The organism is Actinoplanes sp. CA-142083, from assembly GCF_050942195.1.
GTDB lineage: Bacteria > Actinomycetota > Actinomycetes > Mycobacteriales > Micromonosporaceae > Actinoplanes.
Window position 1 is genome coordinate 8,991,797 of record NZ_CP192076.1, and the last position, 17,223, is coordinate 9,009,019.

A 17,223-nucleotide genomic window follows, 5' to 3' on the forward strand; every position below is an offset into this window, starting at 1 on the left:
ACCAGCGAGCCCCTGCCCCCACCGGTGCTTGCCACGGTGCCCGGCTCGGTCCCCATGCCCGAGGTCCGTCGCCCCGCCCCGTCGGCCGGCGGCTCGCTCACCCAGTCCGCGCCCGGCTCGGTGACCATCCGGCCCGCGGTCCCTTCGCCGCGCCCGGCCCCGTCGTCCACGTCGCCACTCCCCGGAGCGGACCCCACCGTCCCTGACGACATCTCCGCCGGCGGCGACGATCCCGCCCAGCCCTCAGCGCCGGACACCCTGAGCGACGATCCAACGGAGGCCCAAACTGTCGACGCCGAGCCTTTGGCCGCCGACGACTTCCTAGGCAGCGACGACGAGCCGGATTCGCCGGCCGAGACCGCACCGCTCAGCGACACCACGCCGCCGGCCGAGACCGCACCGCTCAGCGACACCACGCCGCCTGCCGAGACCGCGCCGCCCACCGAGACCGCCCCACCCACCGAGACCGCGCCGCTCAGCGAGACCGCGCCGCCTGCTGAGCCCCTGCGCTCTCCCGATGAACTGCCGCCGGCCGAGCCCGCTGCCGCGCCCCTGGATGCCCCGGTTTCTCCGGCTCCGGATTCTCCCGCGCCGGTGGGGCCCGACCTGGCCGCCGAGGATCTCCCGACCGGCGAGGCGCTCGGCGCTGAGATCGCGACGGAGCTCTCCGCCCAGGCGCAGCCCGCTCCCCAGCGCCCCGATCACGGCGAGTGGCGTGGGGTCGTCCTGATCACCGGGACCGATACCGACGTCGGCAAGACGATCGTCACCGCCGCTATTGCCGCGGCTGCCCAGGCGTCCGGGCTTCGCGTGGCGGTCATCAAGCCGGGGCAGACCGGCATCGCCACCGGCGCGCCCACCGACATCGAGGTGATCACCCGGCTCGCGGCGCCGGACACGACGCGCACGCTGGCCGAATACCCCGAGCCCATGGCACCGCTGGCGGCCGCGACGGTGGCACAGTTGCCGCCGCTGGAGCTCTACGAGGTGGTCGACGCCGTTCGGGCCGAGGCCGACAAGCATGACCTGGTCCTGGTCGAGGGTGCGGGCGGCCTGCTGGTGCCGATGGGGGTGCGGCCCTCGGGCGAGGCCTGGACGCTGGCCGACCTGGCCATCGCCCTCGGCGTCAAGACCGTCGTCGTGGCCCGCGCCGGGCTGGGGACCCTCAACCACACCGCCCTGACCCTGGAGGCTCTGAGCCGCCGGGGAGTCCCGGCGGGCGTGGTGATCGGCGCCTGGCCCGCCGACCCCGAGCTGGTCCACTGGGCCAACCTGTCCGAGCTGGCCCCGCACCTGATGGGCGCCCTACCGGACGGCGCGGGCCAGATGGATCCGGGCGTCTTCCGCCGCTCGGCACCGGGCTGGCTGACGCCACCCCTCTACGGCGTCATCGACAACTGGCGCGTCTGGGCCGAGGAAACCGACGGTCACTAGCGGCGCGCCGACGCTTCCCGGTCGCGCCGCTCGACGAAAAGCGCCGAGGCGGCCCGGCAGCCGACGGTCAGAGGGCGCCCACGAAGCGCAAGCTGCGCTCCCAAGCAAGCCTCGCCGCCTCCGCGTCGTAGTCGTCGACGCCGGAATCAGTGAAAAAATGCAGAATATCGGGATATGTGAACACCTCGACGGTGGCGCCGCCGGCTGCCATGGCGGCCTGCCAAGCGGCCACCTTCGCGGGCGGGAACATCGTGTCCGCCTGGCCCACGTGCACCTGGACGGGCAGGCCGGTGGACACCCGGCGAGGGTCGCCTCCGAAGCCGTGGAGCAACAGCACCCCAGCGGTGCCCGGGCGCTCGGCGAGCAGGTCACCGACGACCCCGGCGCCCATCGAGAGGCCGGCCAGCACGGTGTCGGGCGGAAGATCCTGGACCGCCTCGCGGGCCCGCCGCATGATGGCCGCCCATCCGGTGCGCTCGCTGATCGCGAAACCCTCTTCCAGTGACTCCGCCACCGGGCCGCCGAACAGGTCGGGCGCGGTGACCTCGTGCCCGGCCGCCCGGAAGAGCTCGGCCGCCTCGAGGATGGCGGGGCGCCGGCCGTACACGGAATGGAACAGGGCGATGTGCCTCACCGCGCCAACCCTAGCGATCAGGACCAGGACTCGATCGAGGTTCTGAGGTCCTCGACCTCGCGGCGGCCCTGGTTGATCAGGCCGACCACGTCGCCGTGCAGCGAGTGCATCGCCTCGGTGGCCTCGCGCTGGCGGCCCGCCCGGGCGCGCATGTCGGCGGCGAGGAAGCGCAGCGTCAGCGTGTCGTGGTGGGCCGGGCCGAGGACCCGGTCGTAGTCGTCGAGGAGGCGATCGACGCGGGACAGGGCCTCGTCGAAGTCGCCCGCCTCGGCCAGCCACGACGCGAGCTCGACCTCCACCTCGAGCACCTCGGGGTGGTCGGCGCCGAGCACGCGGCGGAAGTCGTCGAGCAGCGGGCGCAGCTCGGCCACCGCGGCGGCGGGGTCGGCCGGGCCGAGGATCTCGACGAGGGCGATGCGGGTGTTGAGCGTGTCGCGGTGGTCGGGGCCCAGCGTGCGCTCGTAGTCGCTGACCAGCGAACGCATCGCCGCGGCCGCGCCGGGGTGGTCGCCGGTGGCGTCCTGCCACGTGGCCACCGCGTGGCGGGTGGCCAGCGTGTTCTCGTGATCGGGGCCCAGCACCCGGACGCGGAGGGCCAGCAGATCGCGGAAGCCGGTGAGGGCACGATCGGGGTCGCCACCACGCCCGTACGCCCAAAGCAGGTTGTTGGTGATCGTCAGGGTGTCGGCGTGATCGGAGCCGAGGCGCCCCGAAGCGACGGGCAGCAGGCTTTCCCAGAACGTGGTGGCCGCGGGCAGCAGGCCCTGATGGGAAAGGCTGTTGCCGGCCCGGAAGACCACCGGATGCAGACCCTCCGCCCAGATCGCGTCGCTGCCGTTGCGCAGGAGCGCCTCGGTGTTGGCGCGCAACATGTCGACCATCTCGGTGTCGGCCTCGACGTCGGGCCAGAGCACCAGGAGGGCGTCGGCCGCACCGCCCGGGTCGTCGCGCATCAACTGCTCGAAGTCGCGCTGCCACGACTCGCGATCCGGCCCAGGGGGAAGGGTCATAGCCGGATGTGATCACATCGCGACGCCCCGTGTCGATACATTGTGGATTATTGATCAATGCCGCGGGAGACACACCTTCACCGCGCCCGGCGAAACCGTGGCCGAGAAGCTCTTCGTGGACGAGCGGGCGCCGCCGTCGAGCTCGTACTCCATCTTGCTCTTGAGCTTGACGTCGATGCGACGGGCGCGGGTGGTGCGGACGAACGGCGACCGGTCGGAGCGGCCCACCGCCATCGTGCCCAGCGCCCGCGCCCACTCGAGCGCGCCGTGCGCGGTGGCCACGCCGACGTCGAGCCAGCCGTCGTCGGGCTGGGCGTCGTCGAAGGCCTGGATGCCGCCGGTGATCGTGCCGACGTTGCCGATCAGCACGCAGCTGGCCTCGTCGTCGAACCACTTCACGCCGTCCACCATGATCCGGGCGGAGGCGGGCTCGCCGTTGACGTGGCGCAGGCCGGCCCAGACGTACGCGAGCTTGCCGAGTCGATCCTTCATCTTCCGGTCGGCGTCCTGGATCATTGCGCCGTCGAAGCCGACGCCGGCCATGACACCGAAGTGCTCGCCGCCGAGCTTGCCGAGGTCGATCCGGTGCCGGCGGCCGTTCAGCGCGATGTCCAGCGACTCTTCCAGGGAATGCGGAATGCCCAGGTTGGTGGCGAGCAAATTGCCGGTGCCCGCCGGAATGATGCCGACCGGGACCTTCGAACCGGCCACGACGTCGAGCGTCCGCTGCACCATCCCGTCGCCGCCCCAGACGAGCAGCAGATCCGGCTTCTTCTCCAGGAGAGCGCGAACTTTCTTGGGCGCCTTGCGGCTCTTGGGCACCTCGTGCCAGAGCAGCTTGGAGACGCCGGCGGAGGAAAGCCGGCGACGCAGCTCATCGAGCCCACCGTCAAGCGTTTTCCGCTGGTGGGCGACGACGGCGATGGTTTCGGGAGTGCGCATGCCCTGCGCACTACCCGATATCGACTCTCAGCTAACCGTCTCCCGCATCCGCTGCTCGGCCGCCGCGCTGCGGATCACCATCAGGCGCAGCTCGAGCTCGTCGGACACCATCGAGGCCAGGTGCTCGAGCGCCCGCAGCTGCCGCGGCGAGGCGTCGCGCGGCCGGTTGTCGATGACGTTGACCGTTCCGAGCCGGTAACCGTCGTGGGTGCGGATCGGCGCGGCGGCGTAGAACCGCAGGCCGAGCTCGCCGCGGACGAGCGGGTGCTCGAGCGTGCGCGGGTCGACGGCCGCGTTGTTGATCACATAGACGTCGTCCTGCGCGATCACGGACGCGCACAGGCCGGGCTCCTTGCCGACCTCGCGGACGCCGCCGAGACCCTGGCAGGCGGCCAGCCACACCCTGTCCTGCTCGACCAGCGAAACTGTCGCGATCGGCGTGTCGAAAATGGCCGCCGCGACAAACGCGATCCGATCGTACGCGTCCTCGACCGGCTGATCGACAAGCCGGTAGCGACGGACGGCCTCGAGCCGCGCCTGCTCCTCCGGGCCGACGTTGTCCAGGTACTCATAGGCGCTCGACGATGTCGGATTGCTGTTGGTCATGGGTGGAGACCCCCTCACACCTGATCGCTGACGGAACACGCCGAGCCTAGAAACCGCCCCGTTGCGAAGCAATGATCACGATGACCGATTTGATGCCACCCTCGCGTTTCGAACATGAAAGTCGCACACGGTGTGGGACATCGACGTCATCGGCGGCCGCCGAACTGCCAATGGTGCACCTCCACGCTCCCGTACGCGTCGGCATCCACGGCATCTCGGGCGCTCTGCTCGTCGGGGAACTCGCCCAGGATGGCCGTGCCCACCCACTGCTCGCCGTCCTCGCTCAGCAGCGGACCCCACACGATGAGCCGATCCTCGTCGGCCTCCTTGATCGCGTCGTTTCGCGCAACCCCCGGCTCAGCGTGCGCGAGGATCAGGAATCGCTCATCGGTCCCGCTCCGCTCGGGGAACTCCCACATGGTGCGGCCGGCCATGTTGACGAACCGCCGCACCAGCACCTCGCCGTAGACGCCGGCCCGGTAGTTGGGCTCCTCGAAGGCGAACACCCGCGCGGCCTCGGCATCGGGCAGGTCGACGATGTGCACGCTGCCGGTCGGGGCATCGCGCCCGGGAACGAAAGTCGGCCCCCGCGCGATCATCCCGTCGGCGTAGTCGTCCATGAACGACCAGTGCTCCTCGACGAGCCTCCATCGGAGATCACCGACGCCGTCCCGATCGCGGCAGTAAAAGAAGTACTCCACCAAACAAGCCTTCCACCACGGCAAACGGGGTCGCGGACGGGGCCCGCCATGTTGCATGATCAACCGCCATGACCACCACCCCGGCCGTCGATGCCTGCCCGCGCTGCGCCGAACCCACCGTCGCCCTGGGGCTCCCGCACCGCTGGTGTCCCGCCTGCGACTGGAACCTGCAAGTGACGCCCGCCGTCCTCGGCTGGGGATGGGTGGATCGCCGGCTGCACCGGGTGGCCACCCGGCTGACCGACGGGCAGTTCACGGCGCTCGCGGACGGCCCGCTGGTACGCCGGTCCGCCTCCGCGGCCCGGGTCGTCACGCTGGTGGCGGCGGCGCTGCTCCTCACGGCCGTGGTCGCGATCGCGGGGCTGGGCGTGTGGCTGCTCCTGATGCCGGGCGCGCTGGCCAAGGGCCTCGGCGTGCTGCTGATCGGGACGGCGGTCGTGCTGCGTCCGCGCCTCGGCCGGCTCGGCCACCTGACCGACGACGCGCACCAGATCGAGCGATCCGCGGCGCCGGAGCTGTTCGGGCTGGTGGAGCGGGTGGCCACGGCGGTGGGCGCGCCGGTGCCACACATTCTTCTTATCGGGTACGAGCGGAACGCGTACACGACCACGGTCGGTGTGCGCCGTCAACGGGTCCTGTGCCTGGGGCTTCCGCTGTGGGCGACGCTCGATCCGCAGGAGCGGGTCGCGCTGCTCGGCCACGAGCTGGGCCACTTCGTGAACGGCGACGTGCGCCGCGGCCCGCTGACCCAGGTCGCCGAGCGGACCCTCGGCCGCATCGCCGGGCTCTTCGACCCGTCAACCAGCGGCGGCGGATTCATCGAGGCCCTCTCGCGGTCGATCGGATGGATCATTTCCCGTACGGCGATGGCGCTCCAACTCGTGCTCCTGTGGACCAGCCTGCGCGACTCGCAGCGTGCCGAATACCTCGCCGACGAACTCGGCGCCCGGGCCGGCGGCACCGCGGCCGCGACCGGGCTGGCCGACCACTTGCTGCTGGACGAAGCGCTCGACACGGTGATCGCCCGGGAGGCGCGGGCCGGCAACGGCCTCCCGGCCTGGCGGGCGGCGGCGGTGACCGCGCGGGCCAACCAGGCCGCGAACATCGGCCCGCTGCGCCGGCTGAGCCGCCACTCCGAGGCGTCGCTGTTCGCCTCACACCCGCCGACCGGCCTGCGCGCCGAGATGCTGGAACGCCGCCCCGCGCTCCCGGCCGCGGTGACACTCGACGAGGCAACGTCGACCCGCATCGACGGCGAGGTGGGCAAGCTGGCCGAGCGCGTCCGGCGGGCCCTGGCCGACGGCGGCCTCGCCCCGATCCGCCGCCGCTGGCGCTAGGCCGGGCGCACTCGGCCGGGCGCTTGATCTGGGCGAGTGCCTGGTCTGGGCGCGCCTCCTCCGCGTGAGCGCCTCCTCCGCGTGAGCGCCTGACCCGGGCGAGCGCCTCCTCCGCGCGAGCGCCTGGCCCGGGCGAGCGCCTCCTCCGCGCGAGCGCCTGGCCCGGGCGAGCGCCTGGCCCGGGCGAGCGCCTCCTCCGCGCGAGTGTCTGGCCCGGGCGAGCGCCTCCTCCGCGCGCCTCCTCCGCGCGAGCGCGTCAGGCCCGGGCGAGCGCTAGCGCCAGCTCTTCGCCGGGGCAGCGGCGCGGACCGGCGCCGAAGGCGAGATCGCCGGCGAGCGGGACCAGCACCACCTCGCCGGCCTCGAACCGCTCGCCGTCGATCGTTACCGCCTCGGTGGCCTGGCGTTTCGTGGCGCGGACCGGCGGGTCGTCGCGCAGCACCTCGTCGAGCGGGCGGTCGCGGGTCCGCTGCCGAAGCGTGGCGGTGGCGTCGCAGGCCTGGACCAGCACGCCGATGTGGGCCGCGGTCGCCTCGTCGTGCGCGCCGCCGAGCCGCACGATCAACCGCTCGACGGCCTCGTCGGCACGCGCGGCGTCACCCGTCCCGGGCTGATAGGCCTGGGCGATGTCGCGGACCACATCGGACACCGGGCCGTCGATGCCCATCGCCCGGGCCAGCACGTCGACCGGATGCTCGTCCCCCGCGGACACCTGCACCCGCTCACCCGCGGACACCTGCACCCGCTCACCCGCGGACACCTGCACCCGCTCACCCGCGGACACCTGCACCCGCTCACCCGCGGACATCTGCGCCCACTCGCCCGCGGACGCCGGTGCCGGCTTCCCCGCCGACGCCGGCGTAAGCGTCAGCGACGCGATGATCGTGGCCGCCAGCGCGCGGCGCCGCCGGTGATCCTCACCCGTGGCGAAACGGCCGACCGTCGCCCGTAGCCAGCCGATGCCGGCGGCCGCCGGCGGCACCGGGGGCACCGGGGGCACGACGAAGCGTGGATCATTCAGGACGGCCAGGGCGGCTTCCCGCCCGCGAATCTCCCGCATGCCCGGACGCTAATGCTCGCGACCTTCGGCCGGCGCCGAAGCGTGCCGCCTGGTGCACGCCCGCGGCCAGCGCCACCCCGAGCACGTACCAGACGAGGTCGGCCGGGTCGAAGCTCTCCCCCAGCACCAGCCGGGCCGCCACGCTCTGCTCGGACAGGCGCGCCGGAACGTCGGTGAGCTGCAGGAACTCCACGATCCAGCAGAACGCCAGCGACCCACCCGCGAGCACGGTCGGCGTTGCCCGCGGCCAGAGGAACAGCAGGCCGCCGTAAAAGGCGGACGCATACAACGCCGTACCCGAAATCTGCTCCAATGCCCCTGTTGTTTCGAGTGTCGAGCCGGTGAGCGCGCGGATCCCGAGCGCGGCTCCCAGCGACACGACGACCATCGCGACGCCGACGAGCCGGCTAAAGGACGAACGCATCGGTCCAGAGCTGCCGCGAATGGCCGGAGAGGGCCTCCATCAGGCCGATGGCCTGGTTGTCGGTCAGCCCGGCCACGAAGTCGATCACCGCGCGGCCGCGGGCCTGGCCGATCCGGTCGGGCGTGCCCTCCGGCAGCTCGGTCTCGGCCAGCTCGACCAGGTCGCGCAGGCGGCGCGGGATCCGCTGCTCCTCGTCGGGGTCGGTGAGCCAGGCCAGCAGCGCCTCCACCAGCGACGACAGCAGGCGGCCCTGTCCGCGCTGGTGCAGCGCCAGGTCGGGGCGGGCGAGCACGAAGCGGTTCTGCACGAACTTGAGGATCTGCACCTCGTGCCACTGCGCCGTGGCCAGCTGCACGTGCCCGGACCGGACCGCCGGCTGCTCGACCAGCTCGATCGACTCGACCAGCCGCCGGGTCCAGGTCGCCGAGAACGCGCCGACCCGCGCCTCCGCCTCCAGCGACCCGTCGAACGGCCGCGCCAGCAGCCCGTCGACCAGCTCGGCGCGCACCAGCTCGATGGCGGCCGTGAACGCCTCGTCGTCGGCCATCCAGCCGTCCTTGCGGTGCAGCTGCCGCCGCAGCGACTCGATCGCGCCGCCGGCCCGTCCGAGATCCGTCGCCGGGCCCCAGCGCTGCCAGGCCATCAATTCCGCCGCGACCGCACCCTGCTGCAGCACGCCGACCCGATGCACATCTTCAAGATCATGGATGGCGTACGCGATGTCGTCCGCCGTATCCATGACCGAAGCCTCGATCGTCTGCTGCCAGTCCGCGACCCGGCCGGCGAACGGCGCCCTCGCGGCGACCATGTCGTCGGCCTCGGTGAGGTAGGCGCCGAACTTGGCCGATCCGCCGTCGGGATCGTCGGCCGGCGGGGCGGCGCCGCGAGGAGGCGGGTCCATGTAGCGGGCGTCGCCGTGCCTGGTCCACGGGTATTTGAGGATCGCGGCCCGTACCGCGTTGGTCAGGTTGAGCCCGATGGTGGCCTCGCCCCGGATCTCGGTGCTGGTGACTATCCGGTACGACTGCGCGTTGCCCTCGAAGCCGTCCGGGATCCTCAGCCGGTGCCGGGCCAGTTGGTCGAGCACCCGTTCGCCCAGATGCCCGAAGGGCGGGTGCCCGAGGTCGTGGGCGAGGGCGGCCGCTTCGACGACGTCGGGGTCACATCCGCCCAGCTTCTCCGACAAATCCGATTTATCGCGGTTTAACACTCGCTCCGCGATCGCCCTCGCGACCTGGGCGACCTTGAGGCTGTGCGTCATCCGGTTGTGCACGAGCAGGCCCGCGCCGCCCGGGCTGATCACCTGGGTGACGCCGGCCAGCCGCGCGAAGAAGGGTGAGCTGACGATCCGGTCGCGGTCGACCCGGAACGGCCCGGAGGCGAGATCACCCGGCGCGACCAGGCTGTCCCCGAAAAGCCGCTGAGCCCGCGAATCGTCCATGCCCGGCAACGTTACCGCCCGGCACCTGAGAGTTCCGAAGGGTGTCGATAGTCACGGACAGTGCCATCGTCACGCAGGTGGCGGATCACGACTCCGGTTCGTCAAACTGGGCTGATGGCGAAGCGAGGACGTACCGGAGCATTGGTGGCGCTGGCGCTCGGCGCCGCGGCGGTGTGGGTGGCCAAGGACATCCCCCGGCAGATGGGCGGCAAGGCCAAGGGCGACCGCCTGGCCCGCGTCCTGGCGAGCCCGCAGTTCTCCGGCGGCAAGTTCCGCAACACCGTCCCCGCCACCGAGGTGACCCCCGCGTCCATGCCGCGCCTGGCCGCCGCGGCCCTGCGCGACCGCGAGGCTCGCCACCCGCGCCTGCCGATCCCGCTGGTGACGCCCGCGCCCGGCCTCGACGCCGAGGGCCTGCACGTCACCTGGTACGGCCACTCCTCGGCGCTGGTCGAGATCGAGGGCCGCCGGGTGCTGCTCGACCCGGTGTGGAGCGAGCGTTGCTCCCCGTCGCGCATCTCCGGGCCGAAACGCCTGCACGAGCCGCCGGTCGCGCTGCGCGACCTGCCCCCGCTCGACGCCGTGCTGATCTCCCACGACCACTACGACCACCTCGACATGGAGACGATCCAAAATCTCGTCGACCTCCAGGCCGCGCCGTTCCTGGTGCCGCTGGGCGTGGGCGCCCACCTCGAGCGCTGGGGCGTGCCCGCGGCCCGCATCATCGAGCTCGACTGGAACGAGCGGGCCAAGGTCGCCGGCCTCGAGTTCATCGCCACCGCGGCCCGCCACTTCTCCGGCCGCGGCTTCACCCGGGACGAGACGCTCTGGACCAGCTGGGTGATCAACGGACCCACCCGCAAGGTCTTCTACTCCGGCGACACCGGCTATTTCCCCGGCTTCGCCGAGGTCGGCCGCGAGCACGGGCCGTTCGACGTCACGCTGATCCAGGTCGGCGCGTACGGCGATGCCTGGCCGGACATCCACATGATCCCCGAGGACGGCGTCGCCACCCACCAGGACGTGCAGGGCGGCCTGATGATCCCGGTGCACTGGGCGACCTTCAATCTGGCGCTGCACGAGTGGCCCGAGCCGGCCAACCGCACCTGGGCCGAGGCCAAGGCCCGCGACGTACGGCTGGCGATCCCCCGCCCCGGCGAGCGCGTCGACGTGGACAACCCGCCGGCCGTCGACGGCTGGTGGCAGCAGATCGCCTGACCCGTTTTTCTCTCGGACGCTTCTCCCCACCTCGTCGCTTGACGTTATGCAGGTACTTGCCTGCATAATGAGGGCGTGGACAAGGTGTTCAAGGCTCTGGCCGACTCGTCGCGCCGACGACTGCTCGACAGCCTGCGCAGACGCGACGGCCAGACGCTCGGTCAGCTCTGCGGGCAACTCGAGATGGCCCGCCAGTCGGCGACCCAGCACCTGTCCGTCCTCGAGGACGCCAATCTGATCAGCACGGTCCGTCGCGGCCGGGAGAAGCTGCACTACCTCAACCCGGTCCCGATCCACGACATCCAGCAGCGATGGCTGGCCCCCTTCGAGCAGCCGAGGCTGCGCGTGCTGGCCGCCATCAAGCAGAACGCGGAGGAGCGAGACATGACCGAGAAGCCCGCGTACGTCTACGTCACGTACATCGAGAGCACTCCCGAGCGCGTCTGGGAGGCCCTCACCGACGCCGACTTGACGGCCTCGTTCTGGGGCCACAGCAATGTGTCGGACTGGCAACCCGGCTCGGAGTGGCAGCACATCCGCACCGACGGCTCCGGCATCGCCGACGTCATCGGCAAGGTTCTGGAGTCCACCCCGCCGAAACGCCTGGTCATCACCTTCGACGACCCGGCCGCCACGCCGCCGCCCTCCGGCCCTTCGACGGTCGCTTTCGACATCGAGCCCTACCACGAGATCGTCCGCCTGACCGTGACCCACGAGAACCTGCCTGACGACGAGGCCGTCCAGGCCATCTCGCACGGCTGGCCGGCCGTCTTCGCCAACCTGAAGTCGCTGCTGGAGACGGGCCACGTGCTCCCGCAGGCCCCGTGGGAGATGCACGCCGCCGTCCGAGACGCTCAGATGGCCAAGCACGACTAGCCCGCTGCCGCCTCCCTCTTTCCGCTCCCCGCGAACGTGATGGCAGCAAACCGTGTAACGGTGTAATCCTGTAATCACGTTCGTAAGGGGAGGTTGGTATGCGTTTTCGTCCCACTCCACCGGGCGGCCGATCCGAGCCGCCCACCGCCGACGACGCCGCGGCCTGGGTGACCGGCGCCGTCCCCGACGGTTGGTTCACCGAGCGCCCCGAGGTGGTCGTCGACCGAGACGAGATCATCATCTGGGGCCGCGTCCCCGAGCCCGACCTGGGCACGGACGCGACAGATGCCGACCGCGCCGCGTCCCAGGCCGGCCGCATCTCGCAGTTCCGCGAGGACACCCGAGAGGACAGAATCCGGGTGGCCCGCCAGATAGAGCACCGCTACCAGCGAAAGGTCGCCTGGGGCATCCGCTGCGGCGACACCAACGAGCTGTTCACCCACCTGGCGGCGCCGGTCATGACCCGCCTGCGCCAGCCCGAGCGCCAGATCCTCGACACCCTGGTGGACGCCGGGGTGGCCCGCTCACGCTCCGAGGCCCTGGCCTGGTGCGTCAAGCTGGTGGGCCAGCACACCGAGGACTGGCTGGCAGACCTACGCCAGGCCATGACAAAGGTCGACGAACTCCGCCGCCAGGGCCCCACCACCTGACCGCCGCACCCACCAATGCGCTTCCCGGGCCGCGGGCACCCACCCGCGGCCCACGCATGCGGCCGGCCTCACGGCCCCTGAGCCCAACCCGGACGACGTCGGCATGGCCACCCAGCTCTCCCGCTACGCGTGCAGCCACCTGAGCGGGCAGCCACCCGAGCGGGCAGCCACCTGAGCGGGCAGCCACCTGAGCGGGCAGCACCTGAGCGGGCAGCCCACCCGAGCGGGCAGCCACCCGAGCGGGCAGCCACCCGAGCGGGCAGCCACCCGAGCGGGCAGCCACCCGAGCGACAGCCGGATGCGCGGGCGGCCAGATGCATGGGTGTGGGTTGTGCGGGGGCCGGGTTGCGGTTGATCAGGGGCGGTTAGGGTGGGCGGCGTGCTTCGTCAGGTCACTGCTCTGCGGTATGTCACTCCTCTCCGTGAGGGTGGGTCGCTGCCCGGGGTCGTCGAGGCCGACGATCTCGGCACCTATGTGGTGAAGTTTCGCGGGGCGGGGCAGGGGCCCAAGGCGCTCGTCGCCGAGGTGATCTCGGGAGAGCTGGGCCGGCGGCTTGGGCTACCGGTGCCGGAGCTCGCCGTCGTGCACCTCGACCCGATCGTCGCGCGGGCCGAGCCCGACGAGGAGGTGCAGGAGCTCATCAAGGCGAGCGCCGGCGCCAACCTCGGCATGGACTTCCTGCCGGGCTCGCTCGGGTACGACCCCAACGCGCACCCGGTCGACCCGGCCCTGGCCTCCCGGGTCGTGGCCTTCGACGCGTTCGTCGAGAACGTCGACCGCAGCTGGCGCAATCCGAACCTCCTGATCTGGCACAACGCCCTCTGGCTGATCGACCACGGGGCTACCCTCTACTTCCACCACAACTGGCCGCGTGCCGAGACCGTGGTGCACCGGCCCTACAAGTGGGACGACCACGTGCTCAAGCCATACGCCACCGCCCTGGCCACGGAGGGTCCCGCCCTGGCCGAGCGCCTGACGCCGGAGCTGCTCGCCGAGGTGCTGGATCTGGTCCCGGACGAGTGGCTCGACGACGGCGACCGCGACGCCTATCTGAACCATCTGTCCCGGCGGGCCGCCCAGCCGGAGGCGTGGCTGCCATGAGAGTCCCGTACGAGTACGCCATCATCCAGGCCGTCCCTCGGATCGAACGTGGTGAGCTGATCAACGTAGGCGTGGTCCTCTACAGCCAGCGCCTCGACTTCCTGGCCGCCCGCACCCACCTGCACGACGAGCGCCTCCGCTGCCTCGACCCCCAGGCCGACGTCGCCGCGGTGGCCGCCGCCCTGACCTCGTGGGAGTCGACCTGCAACGGCGCCGGCGCGGCAGCCGACATGAAGCCGGGCGAACGCTTCCGCTGGCTGGTAGCCCCGCGCAGCACCATCCTGCGCGCCGGCCCGGTCCACATGGGCCTGGCCGCCGACCCCGCCGCCGAACTGGAGCGCCTGCTCGAACTCCTGGTCAGATAGGACCGAGCAGCTGCCGCACCGCCACCCCAACGAGCCCACGCGAGCCGTGCTGTGGGCACGCCGCGGGCACAGCCGTCACGCCGGCCTGGCGAGCGGCGGACACGGCCCGGCCGGGCCTGTGGCGATCGAGCGGCAGCACCGCGGTCACGCTCGCCGCGTGGATGACGGCCACGTCGCCGGCAACGGCCGCGGACCACGGGCCGGACGAACGGCAGAGCGCGGACGCGGCAGACGAGCCGCCGAGCGGGGTCACCGCGGACAACAGCAGGCGTGGGTGAACGGGCAGGCGTGGGTGAACGGGCAAGCGTGGGCCGGCGGCAGGCGTGGGCGGGCGTCAGCTGGCGTGGACCGGCGGCAGGCGTGGGCGGGCGTCAGCTGGCGTGGACCGGCGGCAGGCGTGGGCGGGCGGCGGCTGGCGTGGACCGGCAGCACACGCGGAGCCGGCGGCAGGCGTGGGCGGGCGGCGGCTGGCGTGGGCGGGCAGCACACGCAGGGCCGGCGGCAGGCGTGGGCGGGCGGCGGCAGGCGTGGGCAGGCCGGGCGGGGCGGGGTCAGGTGGGTTCTCGGTGTAGGTCGATTTCGGTGATGGTGCCTGTTGGGGAGGAGCACTTCACGCGGCGGCCCGGGTGCAGGCGTGGGTTGGTGGCGTAGTGGTCGGCCAGTTTGCGTTCGGCTGAATTGTCGCCTGCGTCGGCGGACTGTAGTAGGTCGGCTATCTCGTCGATCAGGGACAGGTCGTCGGGGAGGTCGAGGGAGACGTCGCCCCACAAGTCCCACAGCAGGAGCTCGTCGCCGCGGCGGTGGGCCAGCTCGTAGATGACGTAGTTGCGGACGAACCAGGCGCCTCGCAGGTCGTCGATGCCGGGGTCGACGCCGAAGGTCTCGACGTCGATCTCGCCGCGTCGGTGGGCCGACCACACCTGGCCGGCCGTGCGCAGGCCGCCGGGAGCCAGCCGCAGGTCGGCGATGTCGATCTGGGTGTCGGTGGCGATCCAGCGGGCGCCGTCCCAGTACTCCGCGACCACGTGGTCGTGGTGCCAAGCCGGGTCCAGATAGTCGGTGAAGCCGATGCGGCTACGCGCGGGAATGCCCTTGTGCCGCAGCGCCGACACGGTGAGCAGCGTGAAGTCGCGGCAGCAGCCGACGATGCGCCGCTCGGGAGCGCGCGGCTCGGCCAGCGGGGCGTCGAAGCGCCGCCGGTCGGCGTCGAGCAAGCGGTCGGCCCAGCGGCTGTCGATCTCGGCGAGGCGGTCGGGCGGGAAGGGGATGCCGGAAGCGCGGTAGTGGACGACGATGTTGCGGATCACCTCCCCGATGCCGCCGGGATCGGCGGGCAGCGGGTCGAACAGCGCCGCGTGTGCCCGCGGGTCGGAGAACCGGGTCTGTCGTGTGTAGTCCATGAAAGTCACTCCTCGATCGGCTGTGCGACGTGTACGAACGGGTCTGTGCCGGCGACCCTGTCCCACTGGTTGAGGTAGATCTCGCGCTCGGGCCCGGACGGCACGAGCCCGTTGGCCGCCACGTGGCCGGAGACCGCCTCGTAGGCACGGGCGATGCGCGGGTAGAAGGTGTCGTCGCGGGCCACGGTGGCGTAGACCTCTCGGTGCGCCGGCTCCAGACGGATGGCCATCTCACCCTCGGGCTCGACGGCGCCGCTGAACGGGACGCAGACCTCGATCGGTGTGTCGCTGTCGGGGGCCATCAGGCCGTGGTAGATCACCCAGTGCTCGCCGGTGGTGAAGGCCATCTGGTCGTGCAGAAGGCTGCGGACCATCCACTCACACTCGCGCATCACCTGGACCAGCGTGGTCTGCGACGCCTCGGCGCGCAGGGCCGCGACCTTCACCGTGGGCACCTCGCGGACGCTCACCCCATACGTCAGCTCGGGCGGCGCCGCCCCCGGCACGAGCTGGGCACGCAGCCAGGTGAGGCTCCCCCGCCGGGACTGCATGATCGCCTCCTGCGAGGCCCACCAGCGGTCGAGGCGCAGCACCGCTTCCTCGTCGGAGAGCTCCAGGATCTCGGCCACGATGGCGAGCGGCATGTCGAGGCCGCGGAGCAGGCTGATACGGCGGGCCCGGTCGAGCTGGTCGGCCCGATATCGGCGATAACCGCTGGCCGGGTCGACCGAGCCGGGCGGCAGCAGGCCGTGCACGTCGTAGAAGCGAAGCGCCTTGACCGAGAGGCCGGCCAGGCGGCCGAACTCACCGATCGCGAGAGTCTCGAGGTGTTGCGTGGTCATGGGTTGAGTGTGGGGTCTCCCCTTGGGGGAGAGTAAAGCCCGAAAAACGGGGCTTCCCGATGGCGGCGGAAGCGGCACACTGGGTGCCATGGAGCTGCCGATCAACCCGCCGGTCAAGCCGATGCTCGCCAAACCCGTCGCCGAGATTCCGCCCGGCCAGGTGTATGAGCCGAAGTGGGACGGCTTTCGCTCGATCATCTTCCGGGACGGCGACGAGGTCGAGATCGGCAGCCGCAACGAGAAGCCGATGACCCGCTACTTCCCCGAGGTGGTCCGGGCCGTGCTGGAAAACTTCCCCGAGCGGGCGGTGATCGACGGCGAGGTGATCGTGGCCGACACCGCGCGCAACACGCTCGACTTCGAGGCGCTCCAGCAGCGCATCCACCCCGCGGCCAGCCGGGTCAAGCTGCTCTCCGAGCAGACCCCGGCCAGTTTCGTGGCGTTCGACCTGCTGGCGATCGGCGACGAGGATCTGACCGAGCACCCCTTCGCCGAGCGGCGGGCGCGGCTCGAAGACGTACTCAAGAACGCGCGGCCACCGGTGCACGTCACGCCGGCCACCGACGATCTTCCCACCGCGCAGCGGTGGTTCGCCGAGTTCGAGGGCGCCGGCCTCGACGGGTTGATCGCGAAGGGCCGCGACCTGACCTATCAGCCCGACAAGCGGGTGATGACCAAGATCAAGCACAAGCGTACGGCGGATTGCGTCGTCGCCGGATACCGCGTCCACAAGTCCGGCGAGGACAGGATCGGCTCCCTGCTGCTCGGGCTCTACGACGAGCGTGACGTGCTGGTGTCGGTCGGCGTGATCGGCAGCTTCCCGATGGCCGTCCGCGAGGAGCTCTTCCGCGAGATGCAGCCCCTGGTCACCGAGTTCGAGGGGCACCCGTGGAACTGGGCGGCCCACGAGCAGGGCGAGCGCACCCCGCGCAAGAACGAGTACAGCCGCTGGAACAACGGCAAGGATCTGTCCTTCATCCCGCTGCGCCCGGAGCGTGTCGTCGAGGTGCGCTACGACTACATGGAGGGCATCCGGTTCCGGCACACCGCCCAGTTCGAGCGGTGGCGGCCCGACCGCGACCCGCACACCTGCACCTACGAGCAGCTCGAGCGCCCGGTCCAGTTCAACCTGGCCGAGGTGCTGACCAGCCGCTGAGCCCGGCCGAGGGCCAGCCGCTGAG

General features: G+C 71.7%; 18 protein-coding genes. 8 read left to right on the forward strand and 10 right to left on the reverse strand.

Annotation, left to right across the window (positions count from 1 at the left end; translation table 11 throughout):
• Nucleotides 1-651: 651 nt before the first annotated feature.
• A complete protein-coding gene (bioD, locus tag ACQPZX_RS41170; RefSeq protein ID WP_433385751.1) occupies nucleotides 652-1,434 on the forward strand; it encodes a dethiobiotin synthase in 783 nt (260 codons plus the stop codon).
• 67 nt (nucleotides 1,435-1,501) lie between these two features.
• Here the strand turns inward: bioD and ACQPZX_RS41175 are convergent, their stop codons facing one another.
• From ACQPZX_RS41175 to ACQPZX_RS41195, 5 genes are all read right to left on the reverse strand, one after another.
• Nucleotides 1,502-2,068 carry a dienelactone hydrolase family protein gene (locus tag ACQPZX_RS41175; RefSeq protein ID WP_433368233.1) on the reverse strand — a complete coding sequence of 189 codons (567 nt, stop codon included), beginning with the start codon at nucleotides 2,066-2,068 and terminating at the stop codon, nucleotides 1,502-1,504.
• Between the two features lie 17 nt (nucleotides 2,069-2,085).
• A complete protein-coding gene (locus ACQPZX_RS41180; protein ID WP_433368236.1) occupies nucleotides 2,086-3,078 on the reverse strand; it encodes a tetratricopeptide repeat protein in 993 nt (330 codons plus the stop codon).
• Between the two features lie 54 nt (nucleotides 3,079-3,132).
• Nucleotides 3,133-4,020: a diacylglycerol/lipid kinase family protein gene (locus ACQPZX_RS41185; protein WP_433368239.1), complete on the reverse strand. Its 888-nt coding sequence runs from the start codon at nucleotides 4,018-4,020 to the stop codon at nucleotides 3,133-3,135.
• Nucleotides 4,021-4,047: 27 nt separating this feature from the next.
• Complete coding sequence (locus ACQPZX_RS41190; protein WP_433368242.1) at nucleotides 4,048-4,626, reverse strand: GAF domain-containing protein; 579 nt, start codon at nucleotides 4,624-4,626, stop codon at nucleotides 4,048-4,050.
• A 146-nt stretch (nucleotides 4,627-4,772) separates the two neighbouring features.
• Entirely contained in the window at nucleotides 4,773-5,327 is a 555-nt protein-coding gene (locus ACQPZX_RS41195) for a YciI family protein (RefSeq protein ID WP_433368244.1), read from the reverse strand.
• A 68-nt stretch (nucleotides 5,328-5,395) separates the two neighbouring features.
• Between ACQPZX_RS41195 and ACQPZX_RS41200 the strand changes: the two genes are divergently transcribed.
• Nucleotides 5,396-6,664 (forward strand): M48 family metalloprotease, encoded by a 1,269-nt coding sequence (locus ACQPZX_RS41200; RefSeq protein ID WP_433368247.1) that lies wholly within the window; start codon nucleotides 5,396-5,398, stop codon nucleotides 6,662-6,664.
• A 256-nt stretch (nucleotides 6,665-6,920) separates the two neighbouring features.
• Here ACQPZX_RS41200 and ACQPZX_RS41205 read toward each other — a convergent pair whose 3' ends face one another.
• Genes ACQPZX_RS41205 through ACQPZX_RS41215 form a run of 3 tightly spaced genes read right to left on the reverse strand, consistent with a single transcriptional unit; the run spans nucleotide 6,921 to nucleotide 9,589 of the window.
• The gene (locus ACQPZX_RS41205) at nucleotides 6,921-7,724 is read right to left on the reverse strand and encodes a hypothetical protein (RefSeq protein ID WP_433368249.1); all 804 of its coding nucleotides are present in this window, start codon (nucleotides 7,722-7,724) and stop codon (nucleotides 6,921-6,923) included.
• A complete protein-coding gene (locus tag ACQPZX_RS41210) occupies nucleotides 7,678-8,148 on the reverse strand; it encodes a DUF2809 domain-containing protein (protein ID WP_433368252.1) in 471 nt (156 codons plus the stop codon). The genes ACQPZX_RS41205 and ACQPZX_RS41210 overlap by 47 nt, the downstream gene beginning before the upstream one ends.
• On the reverse strand, nucleotides 8,132-9,589 hold the full coding sequence (locus tag ACQPZX_RS41215) for a deoxyguanosinetriphosphate triphosphohydrolase family protein (protein ID WP_433368255.1): 1,458 nt from the start codon (nucleotides 9,587-9,589) through the stop codon (nucleotides 8,132-8,134). The genes ACQPZX_RS41210 and ACQPZX_RS41215 overlap by 17 nt, the downstream gene beginning before the upstream one ends.
• 114 nt (nucleotides 9,590-9,703) lie before the next feature.
• Between ACQPZX_RS41215 and ACQPZX_RS41220 the strand changes: the two genes are divergently transcribed.
• The 5 genes from ACQPZX_RS41220 (at nucleotide 9,704) to ACQPZX_RS41240 (ending at nucleotide 13,800) form a co-directional block, all read left to right on the forward strand.
• Entirely contained in the window at nucleotides 9,704-10,807 is a 1,104-nt protein-coding gene (locus ACQPZX_RS41220) for an MBL fold metallo-hydrolase (RefSeq protein ID WP_433368258.1), read from the forward strand.
• Between the two features lie 75 nt (nucleotides 10,808-10,882).
• Nucleotides 10,883-11,683 (forward strand): ArsR/SmtB family transcription factor, encoded by an 801-nt coding sequence (locus ACQPZX_RS41225; RefSeq protein WP_433368261.1) that lies wholly within the window; start codon nucleotides 10,883-10,885, stop codon nucleotides 11,681-11,683.
• A gap of 98 nt (nucleotides 11,684-11,781) precedes the next feature.
• The gene (locus ACQPZX_RS41230) at nucleotides 11,782-12,333 is read left to right on the forward strand and encodes a hypothetical protein (RefSeq protein WP_433368264.1); all 552 of its coding nucleotides are present in this window, start codon (nucleotides 11,782-11,784) and stop codon (nucleotides 12,331-12,333) included.
• A gap of 379 nt (nucleotides 12,334-12,712) precedes the next feature.
• The gene (locus ACQPZX_RS41235; RefSeq protein WP_433368267.1) at nucleotides 12,713-13,435 is read left to right on the forward strand and encodes a HipA family kinase; all 723 of its coding nucleotides are present in this window, start codon (nucleotides 12,713-12,715) and stop codon (nucleotides 13,433-13,435) included.
• Nucleotides 13,432-13,800 (forward strand): DUF3037 domain-containing protein, encoded by a 369-nt coding sequence (locus tag ACQPZX_RS41240; protein WP_433368270.1) that lies wholly within the window; start codon nucleotides 13,432-13,434, stop codon nucleotides 13,798-13,800. The genes ACQPZX_RS41235 and ACQPZX_RS41240 overlap by 4 nt, the downstream gene beginning before the upstream one ends.
• A 551-nt stretch (nucleotides 13,801-14,351) precedes the next feature.
• Here ACQPZX_RS41240 and ACQPZX_RS41245 read toward each other — a convergent pair.
• Nucleotides 14,352-15,200 carry a transglutaminase-like domain-containing protein gene (locus tag ACQPZX_RS41245; RefSeq protein WP_433368273.1) on the reverse strand — a complete coding sequence of 283 codons (849 nt, stop codon included), beginning with the start codon at nucleotides 15,198-15,200 and terminating at the stop codon, nucleotides 14,352-14,354.
• Between the two features lie 5 nt (nucleotides 15,201-15,205).
• On the reverse strand, nucleotides 15,206-16,042 hold the full coding sequence (locus ACQPZX_RS41250; RefSeq protein ID WP_433368276.1) for a MerR family transcriptional regulator: 837 nt from the start codon (nucleotides 16,040-16,042) through the stop codon (nucleotides 15,206-15,208).
• Nucleotides 16,043-16,130: 88 nt separating this feature from the next.
• On the opposite strand from ACQPZX_RS41250, the gene ACQPZX_RS41255 reads away from it, so the two are divergent.
• Complete coding sequence (locus ACQPZX_RS41255) at nucleotides 16,131-17,198, forward strand: ATP-dependent DNA ligase (protein ID WP_433368279.1); 1,068 nt, start codon at nucleotides 16,131-16,133, stop codon at nucleotides 17,196-17,198.
• Nucleotides 17,199-17,223 lie beyond the last annotated feature (25 nt).